Origin of the sequence: Methanosarcina sp. Kolksee, from assembly GCF_000969945.1 — an archaeon.
Lineage (GTDB): Archaea > Halobacteriota > Methanosarcinia > Methanosarcinales > Methanosarcinaceae > Methanosarcina > Methanosarcina vacuolata.
Genome location: NZ_CP009524.1, coordinates 870,902 through 893,750, shown reverse-complemented (window position 1 = coordinate 893,750; position 22,849 = coordinate 870,902). Strand labels below are relative to the sequence as shown.

Genomic DNA, 22,849 nt, shown 5'->3' with positions numbered 1-22,849 from the left:
TTAAACTAATATATATGTGATAAAAAAGAGATCCTAAAGCCAACTGTACAGATCCTAAAGCCAACTGCAGATTCTCAATTTATTAACCGTTTTTCGAGTAGTCGGGAGGATTACTCCTCCTTTCTCCCCAGGGAAACATACTTAAAAGTTTTCCTTCATACGGCTCAAATGTTTTCAAACCCTTTCTGTATCAGGCATCAGTTATTTTGCATTTCTGATAGGGTTACCCCAATGGAAGGGGCAGCATTAAAGCAACTCATGGCATAACTTTTGTCACACAGCATGAAAGTGCACAAGGTATCATTTTCATGTGCTCATTTCATTCTCTTTTCCCATAATCGTGAATACTCCATTCAGGCGGTCTCAAAACTATGCCTGATTTTCACCATGATCAGGTGTCGGTTTTTATTATATCATATAAAAGTTTAAATTCTTGTTTTCCAAAACCTTTCAAGAGGAATAAAGCAATAAAGTAAACCGGCACACATACACATATTGTGAGCATAATTTCAAAGAGACTCTCTGGTGTATATAGGACAATTATAAGAGACATTAAAATTGATGCAAGGATACTTTTTAGCATAAATGCTAAATTTGTATCAAACTTCAAGAATTTTGAGGAATAATGAATTGTTAAACCCAGACTAACCAGGAATGCAAATAGAGTCGTTATAGCAGCTCCAATAATTCCTAGATAAGGGATTATGAGAAAATTAAGTACAAGATTTAGCGTGGCTGCAATAACCCATATTCGACCTGAGATTACTGTTTTCTTTTTTAAGGCTATTGCCTGAGCGACTATCACATAGGCTCCATATAATAGGGTACTTAAAGCAACAAAAGGTGTTATTAGGTATCCTTGAGCTGCGATTTCTGGAGTTGACAAAATCGTTAAAATGGGTTTTGAAAGAAAAGAAAGCCCAAAAGCTGCAGGTATTGAGATAGCCATCAAGTACCTGAGTGAGTAACTTAAAACTGTCTGTACTTCGTATACATTATTTTCATCATAATATTTTGATAAAACAGAAGGAAGTAAAAAAACAAGCGGCCCTATAAATATATTTATTAAATTCCCAAGGGAATAGCCTGGAGAGTAGTACCCTACATAAGCAGTCCCGATGAGAAGTCCAATCACATATCTGTCACTTGCATTTACAATCCAGTTTGAAAAATTGCCCAGAACTGTTGGTATTCCAAAGTTTAAGTACTCTTTAATATTCTTAAACTTAGGTATTCTAATTCCCACATCCAAAATGATGATAAAAGCCAGAATTACAAATGTAAGTAGGTCCGTGATCAATAGACCAATGGAAGCACCAATGATTCCTTTTCCAAGTAGAACCAGGGTACTTACAGTAAGAATCTGAGCCGCTGCATTAAAGAACACAATAAAAGAATACTTTTTGATCTGCTGTCGAGCTCTTAAATAACTTACAAACAGGTTAATTAAACATTCAAAGAAAACAATTATAGACAGTAATTTAACCACTCTTATATTGTCATCAAACAACTTTGGAGCGACTACACCTGAGGAAATATACAAAAATAATGAGGCTATTCCACTTGTAAGTAAGACCAGGACAAATATGGAATAAAAAATTTCCTGGATTTCCTCTTTTTTATTTAAAGCAGCTAAGAATCGAACCATAGTATAAGGCAGTCCAAGCATCACAATTCCGGGGAATATTCCTATCGTAACCAGCATCTGTGCCCAGATTCCATACTCTTCGATAGGGAGATTTTTGGTAAGAATTGGAAGTAAAATAACTCCACTAAAACTTGTTAGCAATTGAGTAATACCTATTAGCCCAATTCTCTGTAAAAATAGTTTATATTCAGCCATTTTTTTCTCGAATCCTTTTGTGATCAAACCTGATATTAATCGGTTTAAATAAAATGATATGTTCTAATTTTTGGATTGGCAAGATGGTTTAGACTACCATATTTTGATATAAAATTTTCTCAAATTTCTATAGTTCCAAAGACGATGTTAAATAAAATTCATTTGTATTCAGTTAAGATGTGATCTATAAGAAATGTGTTATTTTTGTTGTCATTTCTGTAAACCTATAAATGTAAATCGAAATGTATAGACGATTGTAGCAGTCATTTTAACGCTAACAGATTCCTTAACCGAATACAAATGAAATGGCATTATGGATTTTAAGAGTTAATAAGATCTTCATGGTGACAGCCATCAAAGTTATTAAGGTTAACTTTAGTATATAATGTTGTCTCATGATGCCAATAAGGGCCGGAAAAGTCTGTAATTTGTTAGAGTCTGACGTATTTTATGAGACTTTTTAATATTTTATATGATCACCAAAATTTGACATTGATTCCGATGGCAGTTGACCAACATCGTTCAAAAGACGAGAAAATAATAAAAAGTCTCTATTTTATCTTGAAAATAAGCTAGTAATGCTTCTTATTATATGTAATTTGATTTGAAATGCTGAAAATATGTATTATAATTTGTAAAATTCTACCCTTTATAATTATTACATAATAACTATTATAATTACACAACTGTTAATGGAACTACAAATTATTTAATGGTGTTATACTTACTTTTAGAATTGAGTTTCGGAATTGAGTCGATCTATGTCACACAAAATAATAAAAAATATTGGAATTGTTACTTTTTATCCTCCAATGCGAACTGAGTTCGAGTTGTTTGGGGTAGAAACTTTTGAAAAAAATGGTTTTAATGTTTTTTTTATAGATATATCTAAAATATTAACCCCAAATCTAAAATATGACCCTCCGGTGGTCAATGACAAAATAGTTATAAAAATTAACAAAATTAGAGAACTATATGATATTTTAAATCAAAACAACCTAATTATAGTTAGTGCAGTTTATTACACTTATAAAACTCTTTGGCTTTATAGGTTATACAAGAAATTTAATGTTCCTTATATCGTTTTTGATATATCGTACCATCCATCAAGAACCTTCGAATCATCCCAAAAATCATTACAAGAACGAATAAAAAGACTAAATTTTCGAAATTTAATAATTCGATTAGTCAATTCCAATACTTTCAATCAATTTCTGATCAAAAAAGCAGATTTTGCATTAATTCCAAATTACTTTTCTAATATACTGGATCCTACGATTGGTAAAAACACAAAAATACTTTACACTCATCACTCAGACTATGATAAATATTTAGCAAATCTGGACAAAAAAGTATCTCCTGAAAATATAATTGTTTTTTTAGATGAATATCTTCCATATCATCCTGATTTTCAAGTGATGAAATCAAAGCCTCCTGTGACGCCAATGAACTATTATACAAGTATATCTAGGTTTTTTGATAAACTTGAACAAAAAACAATGTTGCAGGTAGTCATAGCTGCTCACCCAAGATCCGCTCGGAAAAATTTGTTTGGGGACAGAAAAGTTATTTACAATAATACCTTAGAGCTGGTTAGGAAATCCAGACTTGTTGTTGCTCATTCGAGTACAGCTCTTAATTTTGTAGCATTATATAAAAAGCCGGTTATATTTATGACCACAGATGAAATCATCAAAACTGACCATAATAATATAATAATGAATATGGCCAAATGTTTCAACAAAATACCCATCAACATTGACGATGAAACAAGTATTGATATGAGTGACATTTGCTCAATCGATCTTGAAGCATATAATAATTATTTAAACAACCATGTTAAAATACCAGGAACACCGGAAATAAATAGTTGGGAAATGTTTATTGATTGTTTGAATGAAAACCACTACATTTAACGTTAACCAGCTTTTGTTATGGCATCCTGCTGTTTCGAGCAGGTTACTGACATTTATTTCCTGAACACACATGATATTCTTCGAATAACAGACACAAAGAAATGAAAGTACTTTTCCCCTTACCCTTTTTTGACTATCGCTCGTGTCATTACCTTATAGCCACGAAGCTAAATAATGCAACTGCCCAATGAGGTACAATGAAGTTTTTTGTTGCAACAATTACAGGCGTGACTAGATATCACAATTGGATAAAAGTCTATTTTTGAGCCGTAAAAGTTTCCAGTATTTTCACAAAAAGGCAAGATAATATAATAATATCCAAATATTTATATAACCAAGAAGGTTTTTGTATCAATTGCATAGTGAACGGGCATGCTCTGGACCACATCTACAAGATCACACCCTAATAAACTACAAAAATTAACCATGAGGAAATTATACCCGTTCACAGTTTCTTCTATTTTTTATTAAATTCTTTGAAAAGAAGTTCGTTTGAGTACTTATTCACTAACTCTTACCAGTTATAATTTTAGAACTGTAGATCTCTCTTCAAAACCGAATTAAGTATTATCTGAGTAAAACAAATTGTTTTTATGTTATGTTGAGGGTCCGGAAGTTTAGTTTTCCATGTCCTTACGGGGAGGTTGGAAATTAAGGCTTCTTCTGAAAAATGAGCCATTAGAGCAGATAACAATATAAGTAGTACATAAAGAAACTGAAGTAGAGTCTCCCTCTTACCCTACCGCAGATCTTTAATGGAGGTTTTATGTTGTTTTAGACTTTTTGCCATTTTTGGGTTTTTTGCCATTTTTAGGTTTTTTGCCATTTTTCTTTAATGGAGGTTTTATGTTGTTTTAGACTTTTGCCATTTTTAGGTTTTTGCCATTTTTCTTTAATGGAGGTTTTACGTTGTTTTAGACTTTCGCCATTTTTGAGTTTTTGCCATATTTCTTTATTGTACTCCAGATTTACTGGTTTACTCAATTACTGTATCGTCCCCTAGAAATCCACTTTGGCTTCACGCTTGCAGATAAAAGTCCCATTTTGAGATCTTTTAACTTTTACACGTCTGATCAATGAAGGGGTTCATGATAGACATTCAGATTTTAGAGTATATTCATGGTGGTGTAATGATGGAAGCTTAACACCAGAGTTTCTCTAGCTGCAGACTGATACCTGTAAATCAGGAGTACGGATTCTTATTACCGTACATTTACTATATATATTTTCCCCTCGGCGGGCTATATCAAAATTCGATACATAAAGCCGAGTATTGGGGAGCTAAAAAAACTGGTTATTTATAGTTATCGCTTTTAGCATTTTTAGCATTAATAATAACAAAAACGAACATGACACTCTTTGAATAATATGCACACCCAATGAAAGCGCTTGCAGATGGCAGCATTTTCATGCTAAACAAATAAAACATTGTAATCAAAAAATGGATATTATATAGGCATGTATTATATAAATAAAATATAGATAAAAAGCGAGAATACAGAAAGCGAAAATACAGGAAGCAAGAATACAGGAACACAGGAAGTGGATGTTAAAGAACCCCTGTGAAGGTAATTATATAGATGGATGAGGGTCGGAAGTCAAAGATTGCTAAGTTTGCAAGAAAAATGCTTTGTGAGGGGTAATTGTAGAGATGGATAAGGATTCAGAGGACTATGGAGCTTTAAATGCGAACTTCCATATTGCAGGCAGTAAAAATAACGTAAGAGGAGAAGCTCTCCACGCAGCTCTGGAAAAAGAAGAAACTCTGAGAATGATGATCAATAACAGTCACGTAGTGCTCTTTCTCTTGAAAAACGAAGATAAATGGCCTGTGGAGTTTGTCTCCGAAAATGTGGCGAAATTCGGATACTCGGTAGAAGATTTCACTTCTGGCAGGATGCGATATAAAGATATAATATACTTCGATGATCTCAAAGAGGTTGAAGAAGTATTTGAGAAAAAAGTAAAAAGTAAGGCTTCTGCGTTCAGCCTGGAGTACAGGATTGTAACAAAAACAGGAGATATTCGATGGATAAACGAAAGGACATTTATCCAGAGAGATACCGGCGGAGAGGCTACACACTTCCAGGGCGTAGTGCTCGATATCACCAGGCGGAAAGAAAGCGAAGAAGAACTGAAAAAAACTCTTAAAATGCAGAAAGTATTGACTATAGCAGTTAATAATAGTCCTGCAGTGGTTTTTCTCTGGAAGAATGAAAAATACTGGCCTGCGATTTTTGTATCCGATAATGTAGTACAGTTTGGATACACAGTTGATGACTTTCTATCACAGAAAATTCAGTACGGAAAAATCATACACCCTGATGACCTAAAAAGAGTAGAAGAAGAGCTTGAAAGGAGCATTCAAAAAGGGGAGGTAAGCTTCAACTCTGAGTACAGGATTTTTACAAAAGCCGGAGATATGTTGTGGGTAAACGAGAGAACCTTTATCCAGAGAGATATAGAAGGAAAAGTAGCCTGCTTTCAGGGAATAGTGCTGGATATAACTCATAGAAAGAAAACTGAAAAAGCCCTGAGAAAATCACTAAAAACGCAGGAAATGCTGAAAAGTATAATTAATAAAAGTCCGGCAGTAGCTTTTCTAAGGAAAAATATAGAAAAATTGCCTGTAAATTTAGAAAAGTTGCCTGTAAATTTAGAATACTGGCCTGTGGATTATATTTCTGAAAACGTAACGCAGTTTGGGTACTCAGTAGAAGATTTTCTTTCCGGAAAAGTACATTATGGGAACATAATCCATAGAGAAGATATTCAGGCAGTGGTTGAAAGTCTGGAACGCTCGGTAAGAGAAGGATATGATTCCTTTGAGATGGAATATAGAATTATTACCAGAGGCGGAAGTATACGCTGGGTCGAAGACCGAACACTTATCCAGCGAGACAGTGAAGGCAAAGTCACTCATTTTCAGGGAATAGTCGTCGATGTCACTGAGAGAAAAGAAGCTGAGAAAATGCTCGAAATCCAGAGAGAGCTGGGAGTATCCCTCAGTACTACCTGGAATCTCCAGACCATGCTTAACCAGATCCTTGACGCCTGCCTGAAAATAGAAGAGATAGATGCTGCAGGCATATACTTGAAAGACGAACTTCTGGACCAGATTAATCTGGTTGCACACCGTGGACTTTCTCCCGAATTTGTGAAAAGTATTTCGATATATAGGGCAGATTCTCCTGAAGCTCGGCAGATATGGACTGAGAAGCCGGTCTACAGAATGGATTTTTTTGCAGATCGAATGGCAGATTTAATCAGGAAAGAAAAACTTACTGCAATCGCCGTGATTCCTATGAAGCACAGAGGAGAAATTATAGGCAGCCTTAATTTTGCTTCTCATACTACAGACAGGATTCCACAGAACATACGCAATTTTCTTGAGAGTGTAGCCCTCCAGGTAGTGAACTATATAGCTCCTCTCCGTATTGTGGCAGACCTTGGATAATATTTTTTCATACGTAAAGTCAACCTGACCCTGGACGAAATCCTTATCTAAATTAATTTTTATAATTAATGCAGGGTTGAAAAGTGAGAATATCTTGGGTTTCGCCCTGTTTTCCAGCTTTTGGGAAATACGCAAACCTGTTTTGATCACTTTTTGTCCGTTACTGGCATTAATATAAGATCTTACATAGTGGGGGATAAGATTGAAGGCGATAGTAGTTTATCTCAGTACCTCGGGGAATACAAAAGCTATGGCAGAAGCAATAGCTAGCGGAATTGAGTCAAAACATGTGGATGCAAAAGCTATTAGTTTTTATGACGTAAAACTAGAGGATCTTTACGAAGCCGATGCAATTGCAGTCGGTTCCTCGACTTTTTACTACCGGATGCTTCAGCCCATGGAAAAATTCATGGATGAAACTCTAGTTTCCACAAATCCAAAAGGAAAATTAGGGGCTGCTTTCGGATCGTATGGATGGAGCGGAGAAGCACCTATACTGATAGCCGAAAAAATGCGAGACATGGGAATGACTGTCATAGACCCTGTGCTCAGGATACTGCACAAGCCCACAGACAAGGACATACAGGAGTGCAAAAGGCTTGGAGTTGACATTGCCGAAAAGCTAAAGCATAAAAGCAGCAAAACGCCACAACCACAGAGAGCACCGAGTTAACCTCAGTTTTAAAAGCAAACGAACATACGGACTTAGGGTAGGATATCTAAACCTACTCTAAGTCCGGTAACCGTGAAAATACAGGACGGAAAACCAACTTAAATTGTAGAAACCACCGAAGATGCAGGAAACACCTAAAGACTATACCTCTGTTTTTTAGCATCTTCAGTGTATTAACTTACCTCGCTTTCGAACCTTGGGAAAATCAGTCTCGGAGCGAGTTGAATATCAGTTTCTCTAGCCCATAATTCATTGTCTTGAACCAACCGTTGCGCCGGTTGATCACGCCGATAGGGTTTGGGGATAAGGCCCTCAAACTTAAATGTTTCTCGTCCTTGGTATACCAGTCGAAACCGATTTCGTGGCGGGGTTTGGGGATAAGGTTCTCAAACTCAAATGTTTCTTGAGGTTTTTGCTCAAGTCTATTTTGAAAAGGCTTGCAGGCAAGCAATTTTATGAAAAGGCTTGTGCTGCAACCGTTGCGCCGGTTGATCACGCCGAATAGGGTCCGGGGACAAGAGTCTCAAACTCAAATGTTTCTTGAGGTTTTCGCTCAAGCCTTTTTTGAAAAGGCTTGCGGGCAAGCAGTTTTTTGAAAAGGCTTGCGGGCAAGCAGTTTTTTGGAAAGGCTTGCGAGACTCGGGAATTATACAAGCAGGTTTATAGGATGCCGGGAAGCAGTCTCTATGTCGAGGTCAGCTACAGCTTCAGAAATCATTATGTCGCTCATGGCAGCCATCGGGAATATGTAGGGGGCATACTCGATGGGCCCATAGAGGATGAAATCTCCGGCTGCTGCTTGCTGCAAGCAGGTTGAACCTACATCACAGATTTTGTAGAGAATAGGGTCTTTCTCTTTCTTCTTATTCAGCCAGTTCCAGGCCGAGGGTGCATTGTGGATTCCCGAGCCTGTTGGGTGCCCCCATTTTGCTTTTGCGGTGATCGTCATCTTCAGGGCTACACCTGCTCCATTTCCCATAGGAGTGATGCTCGGGTCTATAAGCTTGTTAATTATCCCGCATCTGTCTGCAATTGAAAGTAATCCCTCTTCCAGAAGGCCTGCTCCATTTTCCAGCATTTCCATCCTGCCCTTCAGAGATGAGTCTGTTGCATTGAAGCCAAGGATTATCGAGCTGTCAATATCAGATAGAGCAAGAGCTTCAATTTCAGATGCATTTACGCTCATGTTTATAGAGTTATAGATTGCTTTGTCTGCAAGCCCGATCTCGCTAACATATTTTGCAGCATGGGAACGCACGGTTCCTTCGGGGGAGTCGATAAGAAAAGGAGCTTCTGATATTTCGGCCACAAAATCAATGTAACGGGTAATGCTTTCAGGGGTAGTACCGAAAATGTGGATTATATGCGGGTTTCCTGTTTCTTCCGCACTTGATTCCTGCAGATTTATCAGTTTTTCGGCAGCATCCCGGTCAAACAGGCCTCTTGCAACGTCTTTTACGATATCATGCTTATCATAAAAGATAGTACCTGCAAGCACGGTAGGAAGCTCTCCTGGCTGTCCACCCATCTTCACTCCTGCGATGTTAACGATTTCCTGTTCTTTCTGAAACTTAAACATTTTTTACACCCTCAAAATCTACAGGCTAGTATTTTGTTTCAAAATATGGTAATTTGCACTCGAATAATGTACACTCGAAGTAGATCTCTTAATTGGAAATTAAAAATCCTCTGTAGGACAAACAACTCCTGAAGTTGAGTCCATAACAAACTCTTCGGAGACTATTATATCACCTGAATGAGGAATCGTGAAAGTAGATTGTCTTTTCTTCTGGGAAATAGCTACAAGAGGTTCCTCCGGATAAACTTCCCCCCGATCCTTATATTTTCTCACAATTTTTATTATTTCCTCGAGGTTTGTCAGTCCTATTCTGTCAAGAAGCACTACCTGTTGCTGAAAGCGTTTGACTGCTTCTTTAGATATGTTTTCTATGAAAGGGATGGCCCCCTCAGAACCAATAATTCTTCCCTTTTCGTCAATCCCATTTGCATGGATTGCGAGCAGGGAATGGCCTGCCAGGTGCCCCCTTGATTCCGTCCCGCAGATAAGGATGTACCTTATATTGGAATTTGAGATAGTATTTACGATTATTTTTTCGACTCCCAGATTTTCGGTTTTTGAGCTCCCCCATAGGGCCGCTTCAGGTGAGGGATTTATCTGGCTCGCAAGAGTTACCACTGCAATCCGGGATCTCGGATTTCCTACCATGTAGTCACCTTTTACTATTGGCCATGTATCTGCAATGTTTTTCAACAAATCACCTTTTTTGTCTTTCCTTATTAAGGTGAGACAGTGCACTTGCAAGCATTATGGCTTTCGTAAAATGCCCACCTACTCTTGATGTATCTACAAAAACATAATCGTCCATAAGCACAGGCGCTCCAAGCCCGTCACCCCCACCCAGGAAAGCAATTGTCCTGAAAATGAGGTTCCCCGAAATTCCATCAGGGGCAACAATAAAGTTCGATTCTTTTATGGCGTCTTCAATAAGAATTGTGTAATGCTTAGCATTGATCCCGAGTTCAACAGCCCGCCTTGTCACGAATTCTCCGTCTGCAAGAGTCCTGTCCACACGTTTATTCCTTCCGATGTCTCCAATTCTGCCCCCCGACAGCACACCAACCTTAGGCTCTATCCCGAATCTCCTTATGTGTTCGGCACCTAGCGTTATCATCCTGAGTTTGTCTGAAATGGTGTTCCCCTCATCGATCCCTACAGGGGCGAGAAAGAAAGGTGTCCCGTCAACCGTGAGGAGCAGAGCAAGCCGGCAGATTCTTTTCTTTCCTAGAGCTTCTTTGAGGTGAGCCAGAGCTCCCGATGCCTTTGCAGTGCCTCTTATTGCTGCATCGACTTTTCTTGAAATCATAAGTTCCGCAAGAGTCTTCTCGGGCTCGTCTGTGTCCACTACCTCGAGTTCTGTGCCGATATTATCAATTTCCTTCTTAATTCCCACCAGGACGACCTGTGCATATCCCAGTTCCTGGGCTTTCCAGGCACTCTCTAGCATTTTGGGATTCGGATCCCTTATTCCCATAGCTACTCTGGCCCTGTTAGCCCTGGCCCTCATTTCGATAGCCTCAAGGAGGGCATCCATGCTATTCTTTTCCATATCCATCCTGACTGTTGTGTAAGATATTAAGTAGTTCAAAGAAGTACAAACACGATCATTAATTAATTTTATCCCTCCCAAGTTCCGTCACCCGAGTCCCGTCTCGGGAGGACGGTGCCCTTTTCGCTCACTTCGTTCGCTCAAGAGGGCTGAATTATGGGCTAGAGGAACTGATTTTCGAATCCCTAAAGAGTATACAAATTGAGTTTTTTTGTTTTAATGGTTGATTATAAGTATTGGCGGGCTAAAGCCAAGGAGAGTGCTGGTAATAGGGACGGAGGGAGGGAGGAATAACAGGTTTTCTTTTTAAATTTGTTCTGGCAATTGAAGATATTGTTTTAATGGGAGCAAAAAGACTTTAATACATATCAAAGTGTAAATTTAGCATTGTTATTTAAAAATCGGTATCAGAGGATTGTAGGGATAAAGATTATTACATAATGAAGAAATTAAAATGTATAGAGTTAAGAATGAGTTCTTTTTTTATTGGTATGGTTTAAGATGACGTTGGCAATTGAATGGGCTGAGAAATACCGTCCACAGACCCTGAAGGAGATTGTAGGGAACAGGAAGGCGGTACAGGATTTGCGGACCTGGGCTGAGAAATGGCTTTCAGGCATTCCAGAGAGAAGGGCAGTGATCCTTCATGGGCCTGCAGGAGTAGGGAAGACTTCTACTGCCCACGCTCTTGCCCGTGATCTGGATTGGGAAGTCATTGAACTCAATGCAAGTGACCAGAGAACTGCAGGTGTTATTGAAAAGATTGCTGGATCGGCCGCTTCAATGAATACTCTCTTTGGAGGAAAACGCCTGATTATCCTGGACGAAGCGGATAATATTCACGGGACTGCAGACAGGGGCGGAATGCGGGCTATTGCAGGAATTATAAAGAGTACGCTTCAACCCATAGTGCTGATTGCAAACGATGTTTATGGGTTGACTCCCACTATCCGGAATCTTTGTCTGGAAATAAAGTTCGGCTCAGTGCAGAGCCGCTCAATGGTTCCTGCTTTGAAGAAGGTATGCGAGAGCGAGGAAATTTCATGCAGTATGGATGCAGTCCAGCAAATCGCTGAAGGGGCGGGAGGCGATCTAAGAAGTGCAATCAACGACCTTCAGGCTACGGCTACAGGGAGAAAAACTCTGGAAGTTGAGGACATCAGCACTTCAGGCAGAGACGTCAAGGAAAACATCTTCAAGGCGATGCAGAGAATATTTAAGAGCACGGACTGTAAAAAGGCGCTGGAAGTAGCTCGCGGGCTTGATGAAAGCCCTGAAGACCTTGTACACTGGATAGATGAAAACCTGCCTGTCCAGTACGCCTCTAAAGATGGAAATCTTGAGGATATAAAAACTGGCTTTGGTTATCTCTCCAGGGCTGATCTTTATCTTGGGCGCGTAAAAAAACGCCAGAACTATAGGATGTGGAGGTATGCGAGCATGTTGATGGTCTGCGGAACTGCAGTCTCAAAGACACGGCCCTACCCCGGATTTATTAAGTACCAGCCTCCTTCTCTCTGGAAGAAAATGGGGCAGATACGTTCGAAACGAGACCTCAGGGATAATATAGCTTCTAAAGTTGGAGAACACAACTTCGAGTCCATGCGTTATTCAAGAAATAACCTTCTGGATCTTTACTCTCATATGTTAAAGAATGAAGAATCCGCAGTTGAAATTACTGCAGACCTCAAGCTTGAACTTGAGGAATTGATATATCTCTCGGGTAGCGCAAAAGCCAGTAAAAAGCTGCAGAAAATCTATGACAGGGCGCAGGAACTTCTCCTTGAAGGAAAAGAAGAAGCTGATGGAACTGAGTTTTTCAGGGCTCCTGCTCCCTCAGGCAATAGTAAAGAAGACCCTTCTGGTTTCTCGGTTAAAACCTCTAAAGAAAAAGCTGAGAAACATTCTGAGGGGCTTGAAGTTCCTGACTCCAGGACTTCCCAGGTCGGGCAGAAGACTCTTAACTTTGGTTTTGTTGTCTTATCTGAGATTTCTCCAGAAACTACGAATTCTGGAAATGATGCTTCTGATACCTTCAAACCGGATAACCTAAAATCGGATAACCTAAAATCGGAAAACCTAACATTAGATAACCTAAAATCGGAGAACCTAAAATCGGATAACCTAACATCAGATAACCTAAAATCGGAAAACCTAACATTAGATAACCTAAAATCGGATAACCTAAAACCTGATAATTTTACTTCCGATACTCTTATGCCGGAGCAGGATCAGGCAGGGATTGATGAGATTGGGCTCAAATCTGATAGCCTTACATTCAGTTTACCTGAACACGATAATCTTAAGGCTAAGAATTCTTCATCCCTGCCCGAGACCTTTGAGAAGGAAGCCTTTTCTGACTCCGAACCGACAGAAAACAGCATTTCTCCCGAATTATCCAGAGTCGGGAAATCTATAAACAGTGAACCCATTATCAAAAAAGTTTCAGATAAGGCTGAAAAACCTGAGGTCAAAGCCAGCGAAACTCCTAAAAAAGTCGAGTCGAAAACACAAAAAACGCTTTTCGACTTCTAATTTTCTGACCTTGTTTATTTTCTTAATTTCCTTTAGTTTTCTTACCTTTTGTTAAGTAAGAGACGAATTGATTTTTCTGATTGATCTTTCTGACTACTGCTAATATGTAGCATATCAATTTTCCAGATTATGTGAATAAATAAGAAGGAAGTTTAGATGCAAAACTGGGCGAGTTAGTATAAATTGGCTGAAAAATTTCTGAACTGCTGAACACAGTCAATATAAATTAAGTAAAATCTGTGAGCGGGCTGGAGAGTTTGGGGAATAGTTGGGGGAAATAGTTGGGGGATATTGTTTTGGGGTTATACTATGGAAAAGAGACCCGCTCACTCGAGATGAATACTTATTCATCTTATAAATAGCTTTTCATTTATATAGTTGATGATTTATAATTACCAGTTTATAGTTTACGGTTTTTTATTTTAGCTAGAAATTCTACTTTCAGGATTAAAAGTCTATAAATGACTATCAGGTAGAGTTAAGTACTGAACCTATCCAAATTCCCTTTTTTTAATCATTTAATAACTAAGTTGGCTTCTAAATGAGCCTCTGGTACCATATTCACAGCTAGGGATTACGATTTAGTGTCCAGTACGTTTATAGAAACTCATGACTTTGAGTCTTTGAATTGTTTCCCTAAATATATATTTCTATTTTTGTGAGAATAAGATGAGCGGGTTGGGAGTATGAATTGGGGTGTTGGGTGTTGGGGTTATCATATAAAATAGAGACCCGCTCACAAGTTATTTCATGCTAATCTCATATAAATATATTTTGCTTAGCTTTTTTATCCATTCTGAATTCTTTCAGTATGGAATATAAATGGAATAATTTTGGTTGTATAACACAAAGTATTCATTAATTTTCTTTTATCTTTGTAAATAAATATTTAAATTTAGAAATAAAACATTGAATAGGTCTTTTTTATTATATAATTTAACCTATATAGTGAAAATCTGGCATATAAGTAATTTATGATTCCCCTTTTACGAAAAAAAGAAGTATATGTAATAGTATTTCCTTGTTTTGTATAATATCTTAATTTATAAAGAAATACCAGTATAATTTGATGTAATTATAATATTATTTAGTGAAGATGGGTTTTATTTAATGGCATAACTAACTTTCAGATAGGTCCTGGTTTTCTCCCCTAACAAAAGAGATATATATAACTAGTGACATTTTGGTTTTGCTCTTAGAGCGATTCTGAAAATACAGGCAAAATGGGCTCGTGGTCTAGTCGGTCATGACATCGCCTTTACACGGCGGGGATCCTGAGTTCGAATCTCAGCGGGCCCACATTATTTACCACATTTTTTTAATATGTGTTATAAATTCTTATTTTATAATATTCCAACTTTTGTTTCTAGTTTAGCTTTTGCATCTTTGTGTACTTAAAGTTCACATTTAAGCTCTTTTTCAAGAGAAATTACATCCAAAAGTTTACCTTTATATTCTGTTTTGAAAATATGAACCGTTTCTCCTGTAATGCTTACTCCTGATTGTGTAAGTCCCATGGAAGATATTATTTCTCTGGTTTTGGTCTGAGTTTTGTGAACTTTAATTATCCCCAGATATAATTGTAATGTCTTCATCAACTTTAGTTTGGTCACTGGAGTCAATTGATACAACCAAAATGGCCAGGTAAATAATTCACAGAATACGTCACGTAAAACTATAACCGATAGTAACTGGTACTATTTTGCTTTACTCCCAAACTTATTGACAGCAAACGGGTTTTGAGTACATTTGAGGGAAGTCAGCAAATATCAAAAATTTCATTGCTAAATAGAAACCAACAAATAACAAAAATTTCATCGCTAAATAATATGATAAGTTTCCTGATTTCTCTGATCTTTCTTATACTGGGTTATTTATTATATGGTGCGTTTGTCGAAAAAGTATTCGGAGCTGATCCATCACGAAGGACACCTGCATACACCCATGAAGACGGTGTTGATTTTGTCCCTCTCAGCTGGCCCAGGATATTTCTCATCCAGTTCCTCAACATTGCTGGCCTGGGCCCTATATATGGCGCTATTTTAGGAGCCTTATACGGTCCGGCTGCTTTCCTGTGGATTGTCCTGGGCAGCATTTTTGCAGGAGGGGTACATGATTACTTTTCCGGAATGCTAAGCATCCGTCACGAGGGAAAGAGCATTGCAGAGATTGTGGGGATATATTTAGGCAAACAGGCAAGGATTGTCATGATTGCATTCTCCGTCATATTACTCATACTTATAGGGACGGTATTTATGTCCGGACCTGCTGGACTTCTGGCAAGTCTGGGGTTTACAGGGCTACTGGCAAAACCAAACTTCTGGCTAGCTATTATCCTTCTCTATTACTTCCTGGCTACTGTTGTTCCTATTGACAAGATCATAAGCCGTATCTACCCCTTATTCGGAGCAGTCCTATTGATAATGGCATTGGGTATTTGTTCCACGCTTCTCATCAAAGGATATGATATACCCGAAATAACCTTAAGAAGTTCTCATCCTGACGGCCTTCCTCTGTGGCCTATGCTTTTCATAACCATAGCCTGCGGAGCTGTTAGTGGGTTCCATTCAACCCAGTCCCCGATAATGGCCAGATGTCTGCCTAATGAAAAATATGGCAGACGTGTTTTTTACGGAGCCATGATAGCAGAAGGGGTTATCGCTCTCATCTGGGCTGCTGCTGCAATGTCTTTTTTCCCAGAAGGAATAGCCGGCCTGAGTGAAGTTGTCGATGCAGGAGGTGCTGCCCTGGTGGTAAAAAATGTATCACTGGGTTTGCTGGGACCTGCAGGAGGGATTCTTGCTATCCTGGGCGTTATTGCATGTCCAGTTACATCTGGAGATACAGCGTTCAGAAGTGCACGTCTGACCATAGCCGATGCCATGCGCCTGGATCAGAAACCTATAAAGAACAGGTTGATAATAGCTATTCCACTATTTGCTATAGGATTCAGTCTAACAATGATCGACTTTACTATAGTCTGGCGCTACTTCGCTTTCTCGAATCAGGCACTGGCTACTATAGTACTCTGGACATCTGCGGTATATCTGTCTAATAACGACAAATTTCACTGGATCACCACGATTCCGGCCACATTTATGACAGCAGTGGTGACAACGTATATCTTACAGGCTCCTGAGGGGTTCGGCTTACCTAGCAGTATCACTTATCCTGCAGGAGTAATCTGTGCAGCTATCGCTTTCGGTCTATTTGCCACCTTTTTAAGAAAAAGATCTCTACCATTAGTTTTGCACAGTGAGTAAAAAATATAAGGATAATTGACCGCCAGGTATAAAATGAAAATCTTATCCCTAATACTTTACAAAATATATTTTTCCTGCTAGCGGTCTGCTTAATCTTCCCCAAATACGGTTGTTAGGAAAAGTGAAATTAAAAACCCGTGAATTTTACGGATTCAAACGAAGTTTAAAAGGAGCCCGTCGCAGGACCTTTTTGATAAAAGTGATCTTTTCCTTTTGGGGAAGGATTTTTCAGATTGAATGTGAACTTTTCCTCATTGTTAGTTCAGTTTTAATATATTTTTCCAGCCGACGGACTACTGGAATCTTTCCCTAATACGGTTGTAAAATCAAAATGAAATCGAAAGTTCGTGAATTTCGAAGATTCAAAAGGAGTTTAAAAGGAGTTTAAAAGGAGTTTAAAAGGAGTTTAAAAGGAGTTTAAAAGGAGTTTAAAAGGGGTCTTTTGCAAGGCCTTTTTGCCCAAAGTGATCTTTTCCTTTGGGAGGAATTTTTAGATTTAAATGAACCTCTCTTCAGGTTCCGAAAACACTGCAACATACAGTTGAAGAGTAGCAGTTTCCAACCACTCATTTTTTTCCTTTATCTGTTTGGAATGAAAGCAATATGACTTGAAAAGTACTTTCGTTTCTTTTCGCCTCTAATTTGAATAATTTCATGTTTGGTTTTTAAAAATATCACTATGTTCTTCTGCTTTACTTGAAATTTTTAAGTAGAATCTATCCCAAACTAACATTGTGTTGAAATTACAAATGAAATTACAAATATAGACTTATGTCCTTCTATGAAATCGATGATGTTCTATGGAATCCATATAACCTTATTTCTCCCAAAACCACATCCCTGAAGATCTCATACCGATCTAAGGAAGTTAATGAACGGAACTTTGTAGGCCAAGTCTTGAGCTCCTCAACAGATTTTGAATCATAACTTTGTAGCTATGATTGAAACCAGATTAAAGTAGTTTCCACCTTCTGCTTCCATCATTCCTATATCCCTACGAGCAAAGTCGTTGTCACACATAAGCCAGTCTTTCCATGCTTCTTCAAAACAATTTAATTCTTTGCATTCTTTAATACTTACCAAATCAGAGTTTTTCCATAAATTATACCACCAATCACATGAGTGTAGAGTTAAAGTCATATCATCAAACCAGTATGGCACTAATTCTGCTGGAATTCCATTTGTAAATTCCTGCTTCAAGCCCGGAACTGCAACTGCAATTTGCCCTCCTTTTTTTACGAGTGGAGCAAAATGCTTTGTCAAATAATCTGCTTCGATTCCAAAATAATGATAGGCATCTACGCTTATAGCAAGATCAAAAAATTCATGTGCAAACGGCAAATCGTGGGCTTCTGAATGTATTGGTATTATTTTATCTTCCAGTCCCATTGACTTAATTCTCTCATAGTTATCTGTTGCACTTATCCAGAGATCAGTTGCAAAAACTGTAACATCATATTCTTTTGCCAGGAATATCGAGGTCAGCCCTCTCCCACATCCAAGATCGAGTATTCTCATGTCTTTCTCAAGCTTCAAAGATTCTGATACTTCTTCAAGAATCTTCATTGAGTTTGGTCCCATCATGTTTTCTTTAGCAAAATCAAAATCATATTTGTTACTTTTTGTAAACATCATCTTGACCACTTTTAGTTAATCCATCCCATATTATTTTATGGAGTTTTTTTATTTAGAATTGTTCTATAGATTTCGAGGCAACCTTCATCACATATTGTTTTTTTATTTGAACGGATGTATTCAGTCAGTATAGCCTTTAACTTAACAACTTTACCTTCATATGCTTGAACAGTAGTCTTAATATCGTTCAGAAAGATAACCGTTTTACTCTACAATAAACTGAAAAGTAGTGAAAAGATGAATGAAAAATTACTTGCAAAAATTGGATTGAACAGGTATGAGAGTTCAGTTTACCTAACACTTTTAAAACAAGATTTTATTGAAGCAAGCAAATTATCACATGCATCGAAAGTCCCTATAGGAAAAATCTATGAGGTTCTCAAAGCCCTCAAAAACTATGAGCTTGTTGAAATCCAACCGTCAAGACCACAGAGATACCGAGCTGTTGATCCTAAAAGCGCATTTAAACTTATGTACAAAAGAAAAGAGGAAGAAACACTCAATGAGCTCAAAATGTTCAAAGAAACATTTGATGAAATCGAAAGGGAACTCTGCAACGACAATTCACCACAAAATGCTGAAACTGTCTTCTGGCCTGACAGATTTCGTAATAATGAACTAAAAGAAATGGTAAATTCATCTTTTGAGAAAATCGAGCATGAAATATGCGTTGTAATCCATATGAAGTACAAGCCTGGAAGATCGGAGCTATATGATACCTCAGTATCCACCTTTAGCAAAGCTTATTTGAGTTTAATAGAACGTGGCATAAAAGTTAAAATTTTAGACCCGGGATCACAATTACTGCCATCATTAAAAGAGCTTATTGATTCGATAGAAGACCTGTCGTTTAAACGCTATTTTAAGGATCTGATGGAAATAAGAATTTTAGAAAACGAATACAATTTTACAATCATTGATTCTAAGATAACCCTGATAGATATTGAAGATCAGTTCAATATGAGTAGAAATCTCGGTATGGCACGAATATATGATGAATCATATGCTAAGCGATTCAAGACAAAATTTGATGAACTCTGGACAAAGGGCGAATTGTTTCTCTGACTTGACTTGCAAAGGTTTCTCTGACTTGACTTGCAAAGATATCCGTAAATTTCAATTTTTCTATTAGTTTTTGCCTCTTTTTCCTGAAGATGAACGTAAAATCGAAACTTTTGAACTCTCTTTTTGATGCCTTCAAAGTTTATTCATTGCAGCCATATTAAAAAAATATATTTTTCCTGCCGGCGGTCTGCTTAAGTCTCCCCCATATACGTTTGTTAGGAAAAGGATTAGAAAAGCGAAATTGAAAGCCCTTAGTTTTTGTAAATATAAAAGGAGTTTAGAAGGAGCCCTTCGCAGGGCCTTTTTGAAAAAGTGATCTTTTTCGTATTTAAAATTCTTCACGTTCAATTCATTACTAATGCAGTTAGTGTGGTTTCTCAAATATATTTATATGTTTGGATGTAATTAATAGTTTAACGTAAGATTTTATCAGTGGAGCTTTTTTAATTTTAGTAAGACCCGAAAAATGTGATGTAAAAAATAGAAGCTTTAAAGGACTACTTTTTGACGTACCAAAACATCAGCTCATTTCTTGTTAAATGTGGTTAAGGTAAATTGGAGGAAATCACATATGAAAGTTCTGGCAATAAATTCCAGTCCCAGGATGGATAAAGGCAATACGGCTTTGATATTAAATCCCTTTCTTGAAGGAATGAAAGAGGCAGGGGCGGAGGTAGAATTGTTTTATACAAGGAAACTAAATATCAATCCCTGCACAGGTGAGTTAAACTGTTGGCTGAAGACTCCGGGTAAATGTTACCAAAATGACGATATGAACATATTATATCCCAGGATCGATGTCGCTGATGTTATAGTATTTGCTACCCCACTTTATGTAGATGGAGTCACAGGTCCAATGAAGAATTTGATTGATAGAACGATCCCCAGAGTAGAGCCTTTTTTTGAGCTGCGAGATGAACATTGCCGCCATCCGGCGCGTGTGAAAACTAAGGTCCCCAAATTTGTACTTGTTTCCAACTGCGGTTTCTGGGAAAAAGAGAATTTCGACCCCTTGATTGTGTTTATGAAAGCCTTTTGCAAGAACGCATCGGCCGAATTTGCAGGGGCACTTTTGCGCCCTCATGGTGAAGCAATTCCTGGTATGCTAGAAATGGGTGCACCTATAGATGATATTTTTGAGGCAGCAAAAGAGGCAGGCCGCCAGCTCGCAAAGGAACAAAAAATGTCACAGGAAACCCTTGATATTGTAAGTCGTGACCTCCTTCCAAAAGAGATGTATATCCAGATAGTAAATCAGTATTTCCAGCAGTGCCTGGACGAACTAGAGAAGTGATTAACACAGTTCACTTCCCTAACACAGTTCACTTCCCTAACACAGTTCACCTCCATAAATTTTAAATTTTTTGAAGTTAGTGGATTGAAAATAGATTTTCCATGTTTTTAATCCAATTTTCCGGAGCATTCACAATTAATTTGAAATATATTTTTTCCGTCGGCAGTTTCTTTGATCTCCCCCAATATGGTTGTGAAATTAGTAAAATTGAGAACTCGCGAGTTTTTTAAATTAAAAAGAGTTTAGAAGTAGCACCCCAGAGGGCCTTTTTGATAAAAGTGATCTTTCCCTTTGGGGGAGATTTTTCTGCTTGAAGTGAAAACCTGATAACCGATTATATTCTACTAAATTTGAATTCATGCGTCTTCGGTTAAGTGAGAAATTGTGAACAAATTGCGTCAATTTCCTCACTGTGCATTAAATATTTTAAGAAATTGTGAACTGGAACAGGGTATCGATTTCATGTAAAGAGGCAAAAACTTAAGGCAGGCTTCTAATGAAAAATCGATAGTTTCCGGGAAAGAGAATTCCTCAACCGGTGATCAATGAATGTGAATTATGGATCAAGGAAAGCTATCCGAACTGGACCGCCTAATACAAAAGAAGGAATCTTCTCCACGATAAACTTAGTTTTGATATATTTTTGCTGTCTGTGGTCTCTGTTGAAATCTCCCCTAACTTTGGTGAAAAAGTGATTAACTGAAAACTCGATATTATATGGATCTAAAAGGGAGCATGTTGTAGGGCCTATAAGTTTTACTTAACCGATAATAGCCGGAATCAGAATTTCAGTTATTTATACACATTTTACAACTTTGATTGTAAAGTTATCTCACACTTGAAAGAGTGCATTTACTTTTCTATAGGTGTATTTATATAATTTGACTATCTAGTATATGTGTTGAAAATAAAGAGACGTATAATCTGTTATTAAAAACCAATTTTTGTTTTTTAATTTAAGGGTCTATACAATCTTGTTTTTAAACTATTGACTATCCGCTAGAGCGGAGGTGAAACGAAAATGGCTTTTAATGACAGAAATTTCAGGGGAAATTCCAGAGGTTTCCGTGGTAACAGCGGACCAAGGGAAATGACAAAAGTGACCTGTTCTGATTGCGGTGTTGAGACCGAAGTACCTTTCAAACCCACCGAAGGCAGGCCAGTATACTGCAGGGACTGTCTTCCTAACCACAGAAAATTCTAAGGATAATCTGCATCAGGTGTTATTAATTTGTAATTAACTTTTACATTGACACCTGATTCATCTTTTCTTTTTGTTTTTTTGGTTTATTCTCTTTGTTTCTTTACTTATTTCCACTAGTGGAGCAGGAAAAAGAAGGAACAAAACAGCATCGAGAATAATAATTGGTGCTAATTATTTAATTTTCAACTTATCAGTTTTTAACTCAACTTATATAGAAATCAATCAAAGATTATCGAGGAGGAATTAACCTGGCTAATTACAGAAGCACTATTAGAAAACGGAGATCAGGATCGACAAAGCCCGTAAACTCAGGAGATAACCCTGAAGTATCTAGGGTAAGAATTCCCCGCAAGGACAGAAATGAAGTCCTGGCAACAGTATCAAGTTTACTTGGCTCGAAAAGGGTAACGCTTCAGTGTATGGATGGAGTTGTCCGCATGGGCAGAATCCCTGGCTCTAAAAAGAAGAGAATGTGGATTCATGAAGGCGATATTGTCATAGCCAATCCCTGGGAAGTACAGGACTCTAAAGCTGAAATAGCCTGGAAATACACAAGGCCCCAGGTAGAATGGCTTGAACGTAAAGGCTACATTAAGTACTGATTTGAAATTATCGAATAAGATGCCTAGCATAAGATAGGTAACTGAAATAAAGGTATCTGAAAAAAGATGCCTGAAATCCATATCTTGGTCACTTTTATTTGTTCCGTAAGCCCTGGACAGAAGGTATTTTCTCATTTGAGAAAGTATGGTTTCAGTTTTTCATAGATAGATTTATATATTTTAAGCTTGATGTACATATGTTGACAAATAAAGATCCGTATAACCATCTGTTGT

At 37.8% G+C, this 22,849-nt stretch carries 17 protein-coding genes and 1 tRNA gene; 10 read left to right on the top strand and 8 right to left on the bottom strand.

What is annotated here, in order from left to right; all coding sequences use genetic code 11:
- Nucleotides 1-391: 391 nt before the first annotated feature.
- On the bottom strand, nt 392-1,843 hold the full coding sequence (locus tag MSKOL_RS03830; protein WP_048153815.1) for a flippase: 1,452 nt from the start codon (nt 1,841-1,843) through the stop codon (nt 392-394).
- 761 nt (nt 1,844-2,604) lie between these two features.
- Here MSKOL_RS03830 and MSKOL_RS03825 point away from each other — a divergent pair.
- Nucleotides 2,605-3,759, top strand: a complete 1,155-nt coding sequence (locus MSKOL_RS03825; RefSeq protein WP_048153813.1) for a hypothetical protein — start codon at nt 2,605-2,607, stop codon at nt 3,757-3,759.
- Between the two features lie 810 nt (nt 3,760-4,569).
- Here MSKOL_RS03825 and MSKOL_RS19770 read toward each other — a convergent pair.
- Entirely contained in the window at nt 4,570-4,743 is a 174-nt protein-coding gene (locus tag MSKOL_RS19770; RefSeq protein ID WP_156150953.1) for a hypothetical protein, read from the bottom strand.
- Nucleotides 4,744-5,410: 667 nt separating this feature from the next.
- Here MSKOL_RS19770 and MSKOL_RS03820 point away from each other — a divergent pair.
- Nucleotides 5,411-7,216 carry a PAS domain-containing protein gene (locus MSKOL_RS03820; RefSeq protein ID WP_048153811.1) on the top strand — a complete coding sequence of 602 codons (1,806 nt, stop codon included), beginning with the start codon at nt 5,411-5,413 and terminating at the stop codon, nt 7,214-7,216.
- Between the two features lie 202 nt (nt 7,217-7,418).
- Nucleotides 7,419-7,889, top strand: coding sequence for a flavodoxin domain-containing protein (locus tag MSKOL_RS03815; RefSeq protein WP_048153809.1), 471 nt, complete (start codon nt 7,419-7,421; stop codon nt 7,887-7,889).
- 205 nt (nt 7,890-8,094) lie between these two features.
- On the opposite strand, the gene MSKOL_RS20910 is transcribed toward MSKOL_RS03815, so the two are convergent.
- The 4 genes from MSKOL_RS20910 to mtxX all read right to left on the bottom strand — a co-directional run bounded on the left by MSKOL_RS20910 (nt 8,095) and on the right by mtxX (nt 11,017).
- The gene (locus MSKOL_RS20910) at nt 8,095-8,385 is read right to left on the bottom strand and encodes a hypothetical protein (RefSeq protein WP_156150952.1); all 291 of its coding nucleotides are present in this window, start codon (nt 8,383-8,385) and stop codon (nt 8,095-8,097) included.
- A gap of 150 nt (nt 8,386-8,535) precedes the next feature.
- Nucleotides 8,536-9,468, bottom strand: coding sequence for a tetrahydromethanopterin S-methyltransferase subunit H (gene mtrH / locus MSKOL_RS03805; protein ID WP_048153804.1), 933 nt, complete (start codon nt 9,466-9,468; stop codon nt 8,536-8,538).
- A gap of 99 nt (nt 9,469-9,567) precedes the next feature.
- Complete coding sequence (locus MSKOL_RS03800) at nt 9,568-10,161, bottom strand: tetrahydromethanopterin S-methyltransferase subunit A (RefSeq protein WP_082091023.1); 594 nt, start codon at nt 10,159-10,161, stop codon at nt 9,568-9,570.
- Between the two features lie 4 nt (nt 10,162-10,165).
- Nucleotides 10,166-11,017, bottom strand: a complete 852-nt coding sequence (mtxX, locus tag MSKOL_RS03795) for a methanogenesis marker protein Mmp4/MtxX (protein WP_048153802.1) — start codon at nt 11,015-11,017, stop codon at nt 10,166-10,168.
- A 501-nt stretch (nt 11,018-11,518) separates the two neighbouring features.
- Between mtxX and MSKOL_RS03790 the strand changes: the two genes are divergently transcribed.
- Both MSKOL_RS03790 and MSKOL_RS03785 read left to right on the top strand, forming a co-directional pair.
- Nucleotides 11,519-13,552: a replication factor C large subunit gene (locus MSKOL_RS03790; protein ID WP_082091022.1), complete on the top strand. Its 2,034-nt coding sequence runs from the start codon at nt 11,519-11,521 to the stop codon at nt 13,550-13,552.
- A 1,225-nt stretch (nt 13,553-14,777) separates the two neighbouring features.
- Nucleotides 14,778-14,851: transfer RNA gene (locus MSKOL_RS03785), tRNA-Val, on the top strand.
- Nucleotides 14,852-14,946: 95 nt separating this feature from the next.
- On the opposite strand, the gene MSKOL_RS21290 is transcribed toward MSKOL_RS03785, so the two are convergent.
- A complete protein-coding gene (locus tag MSKOL_RS21290) occupies nt 14,947-15,069 on the bottom strand; it encodes a hypothetical protein (RefSeq protein ID WP_255351965.1) in 123 nt (40 codons plus the stop codon).
- Nucleotides 15,070-15,381: 312 nt separating this feature from the next.
- On the opposite strand from MSKOL_RS21290, the gene MSKOL_RS03780 reads away from it, so the two are divergent.
- A complete protein-coding gene (locus tag MSKOL_RS03780) occupies nt 15,382-16,815 on the top strand; it encodes a carbon starvation protein A (protein WP_048153800.1) in 1,434 nt (477 codons plus the stop codon).
- A 921-nt stretch (nt 16,816-17,736) separates the two neighbouring features.
- On the opposite strand, the gene MSKOL_RS03775 is transcribed toward MSKOL_RS03780, so the two are convergent.
- Nucleotides 17,737-18,450: a cyclopropane-fatty-acyl-phospholipid synthase family protein gene (locus MSKOL_RS03775; protein ID WP_231592420.1), complete on the bottom strand. Its 714-nt coding sequence runs from the start codon at nt 18,448-18,450 to the stop codon at nt 17,737-17,739.
- A gap of 237 nt (nt 18,451-18,687) precedes the next feature.
- On the opposite strand from MSKOL_RS03775, the gene MSKOL_RS03770 reads away from it, so the two are divergent.
- The 4 genes from MSKOL_RS03770 (at nt 18,688) to eif1A (ending at nt 22,615) form a co-directional block, all read left to right on the top strand.
- Nucleotides 18,688-19,515, top strand: coding sequence for a TrmB family transcriptional regulator (locus MSKOL_RS03770; protein ID WP_048153796.1), 828 nt, complete (start codon nt 18,688-18,690; stop codon nt 19,513-19,515).
- A gap of 571 nt (nt 19,516-20,086) precedes the next feature.
- The gene (locus MSKOL_RS03760; protein ID WP_048153793.1) at nt 20,087-20,809 is read left to right on the top strand and encodes a flavodoxin family protein; all 723 of its coding nucleotides are present in this window, start codon (nt 20,087-20,089) and stop codon (nt 20,807-20,809) included.
- 1,021 nt (nt 20,810-21,830) lie between these two features.
- Complete coding sequence (locus MSKOL_RS03755; protein ID WP_048118287.1) at nt 21,831-22,013, top strand: CxxC-x17-CxxC domain-containing protein; 183 nt, start codon at nt 21,831-21,833, stop codon at nt 22,011-22,013.
- 269 nt (nt 22,014-22,282) lie between these two features.
- Nucleotides 22,283-22,615, top strand: coding sequence for a translation initiation factor eIF-1A (eif1A, locus tag MSKOL_RS19065; RefSeq protein WP_082091021.1), 333 nt, complete (start codon nt 22,283-22,285; stop codon nt 22,613-22,615).
- Nucleotides 22,616-22,849: the final 234 nt, after the last annotated feature.

What these genes read in the sequence shown, in the direction of transcription:
- MSKOL_RS03830 (WP_048153815.1), bottom strand. Translation starts at nt 1,843, where the DNA reads ATGGCTGAATATAAACTATTTTTACAGAGAATTGGGCTAATAGGTATT.
- MSKOL_RS03825 (WP_048153813.1), top strand. Translation starts at nt 2,605, where the DNA reads ATGTCACACAAAATAATAAAAAATATTGGAATTGTTACTTTTTATCCT.
- MSKOL_RS03820 (WP_048153811.1), top strand. Translation starts at nt 5,411, where the DNA reads ATGGATAAGGATTCAGAGGACTATGGAGCTTTAAATGCGAACTTCCAT.
- mtrH (WP_048153804.1), bottom strand. Translation starts at nt 9,468, where the DNA reads ATGTTTAAGTTTCAGAAAGAACAGGAAATCGTTAACATCGCAGGAGTG.
- mtxX (WP_048153802.1), bottom strand. Translation starts at nt 11,017, where the DNA reads ATGGAAAAGAATAGCATGGATGCCCTCCTTGAGGCTATCGAAATGAGG.
- MSKOL_RS03790 (WP_082091022.1), top strand. Translation starts at nt 11,519, where the DNA reads ATGACGTTGGCAATTGAATGGGCTGAGAAATACCGTCCACAGACCCTG.
- MSKOL_RS21290 (WP_255351965.1), bottom strand. Translation starts at nt 15,069, where the DNA reads ATGGGACTTACACAATCAGGAGTAAGCATTACAGGAGAAACGGTTCAT.
- MSKOL_RS03780 (WP_048153800.1), top strand. Translation starts at nt 15,382, where the DNA reads ATGATAAGTTTCCTGATTTCTCTGATCTTTCTTATACTGGGTTATTTA.
- MSKOL_RS03775 (WP_231592420.1), bottom strand. Translation starts at nt 18,450, where the DNA reads ATGATGTTTACAAAAAGTAACAAATATGATTTTGATTTTGCTAAAGAA.
- MSKOL_RS03770 (WP_048153796.1), top strand. Translation starts at nt 18,688, where the DNA reads ATGAATGAAAAATTACTTGCAAAAATTGGATTGAACAGGTATGAGAGT.
- MSKOL_RS03760 (WP_048153793.1), top strand. Translation starts at nt 20,087, where the DNA reads ATGAAAGTTCTGGCAATAAATTCCAGTCCCAGGATGGATAAAGGCAAT.
- MSKOL_RS03755 (WP_048118287.1), top strand. Translation starts at nt 21,831, where the DNA reads ATGGCTTTTAATGACAGAAATTTCAGGGGAAATTCCAGAGGTTTCCGT.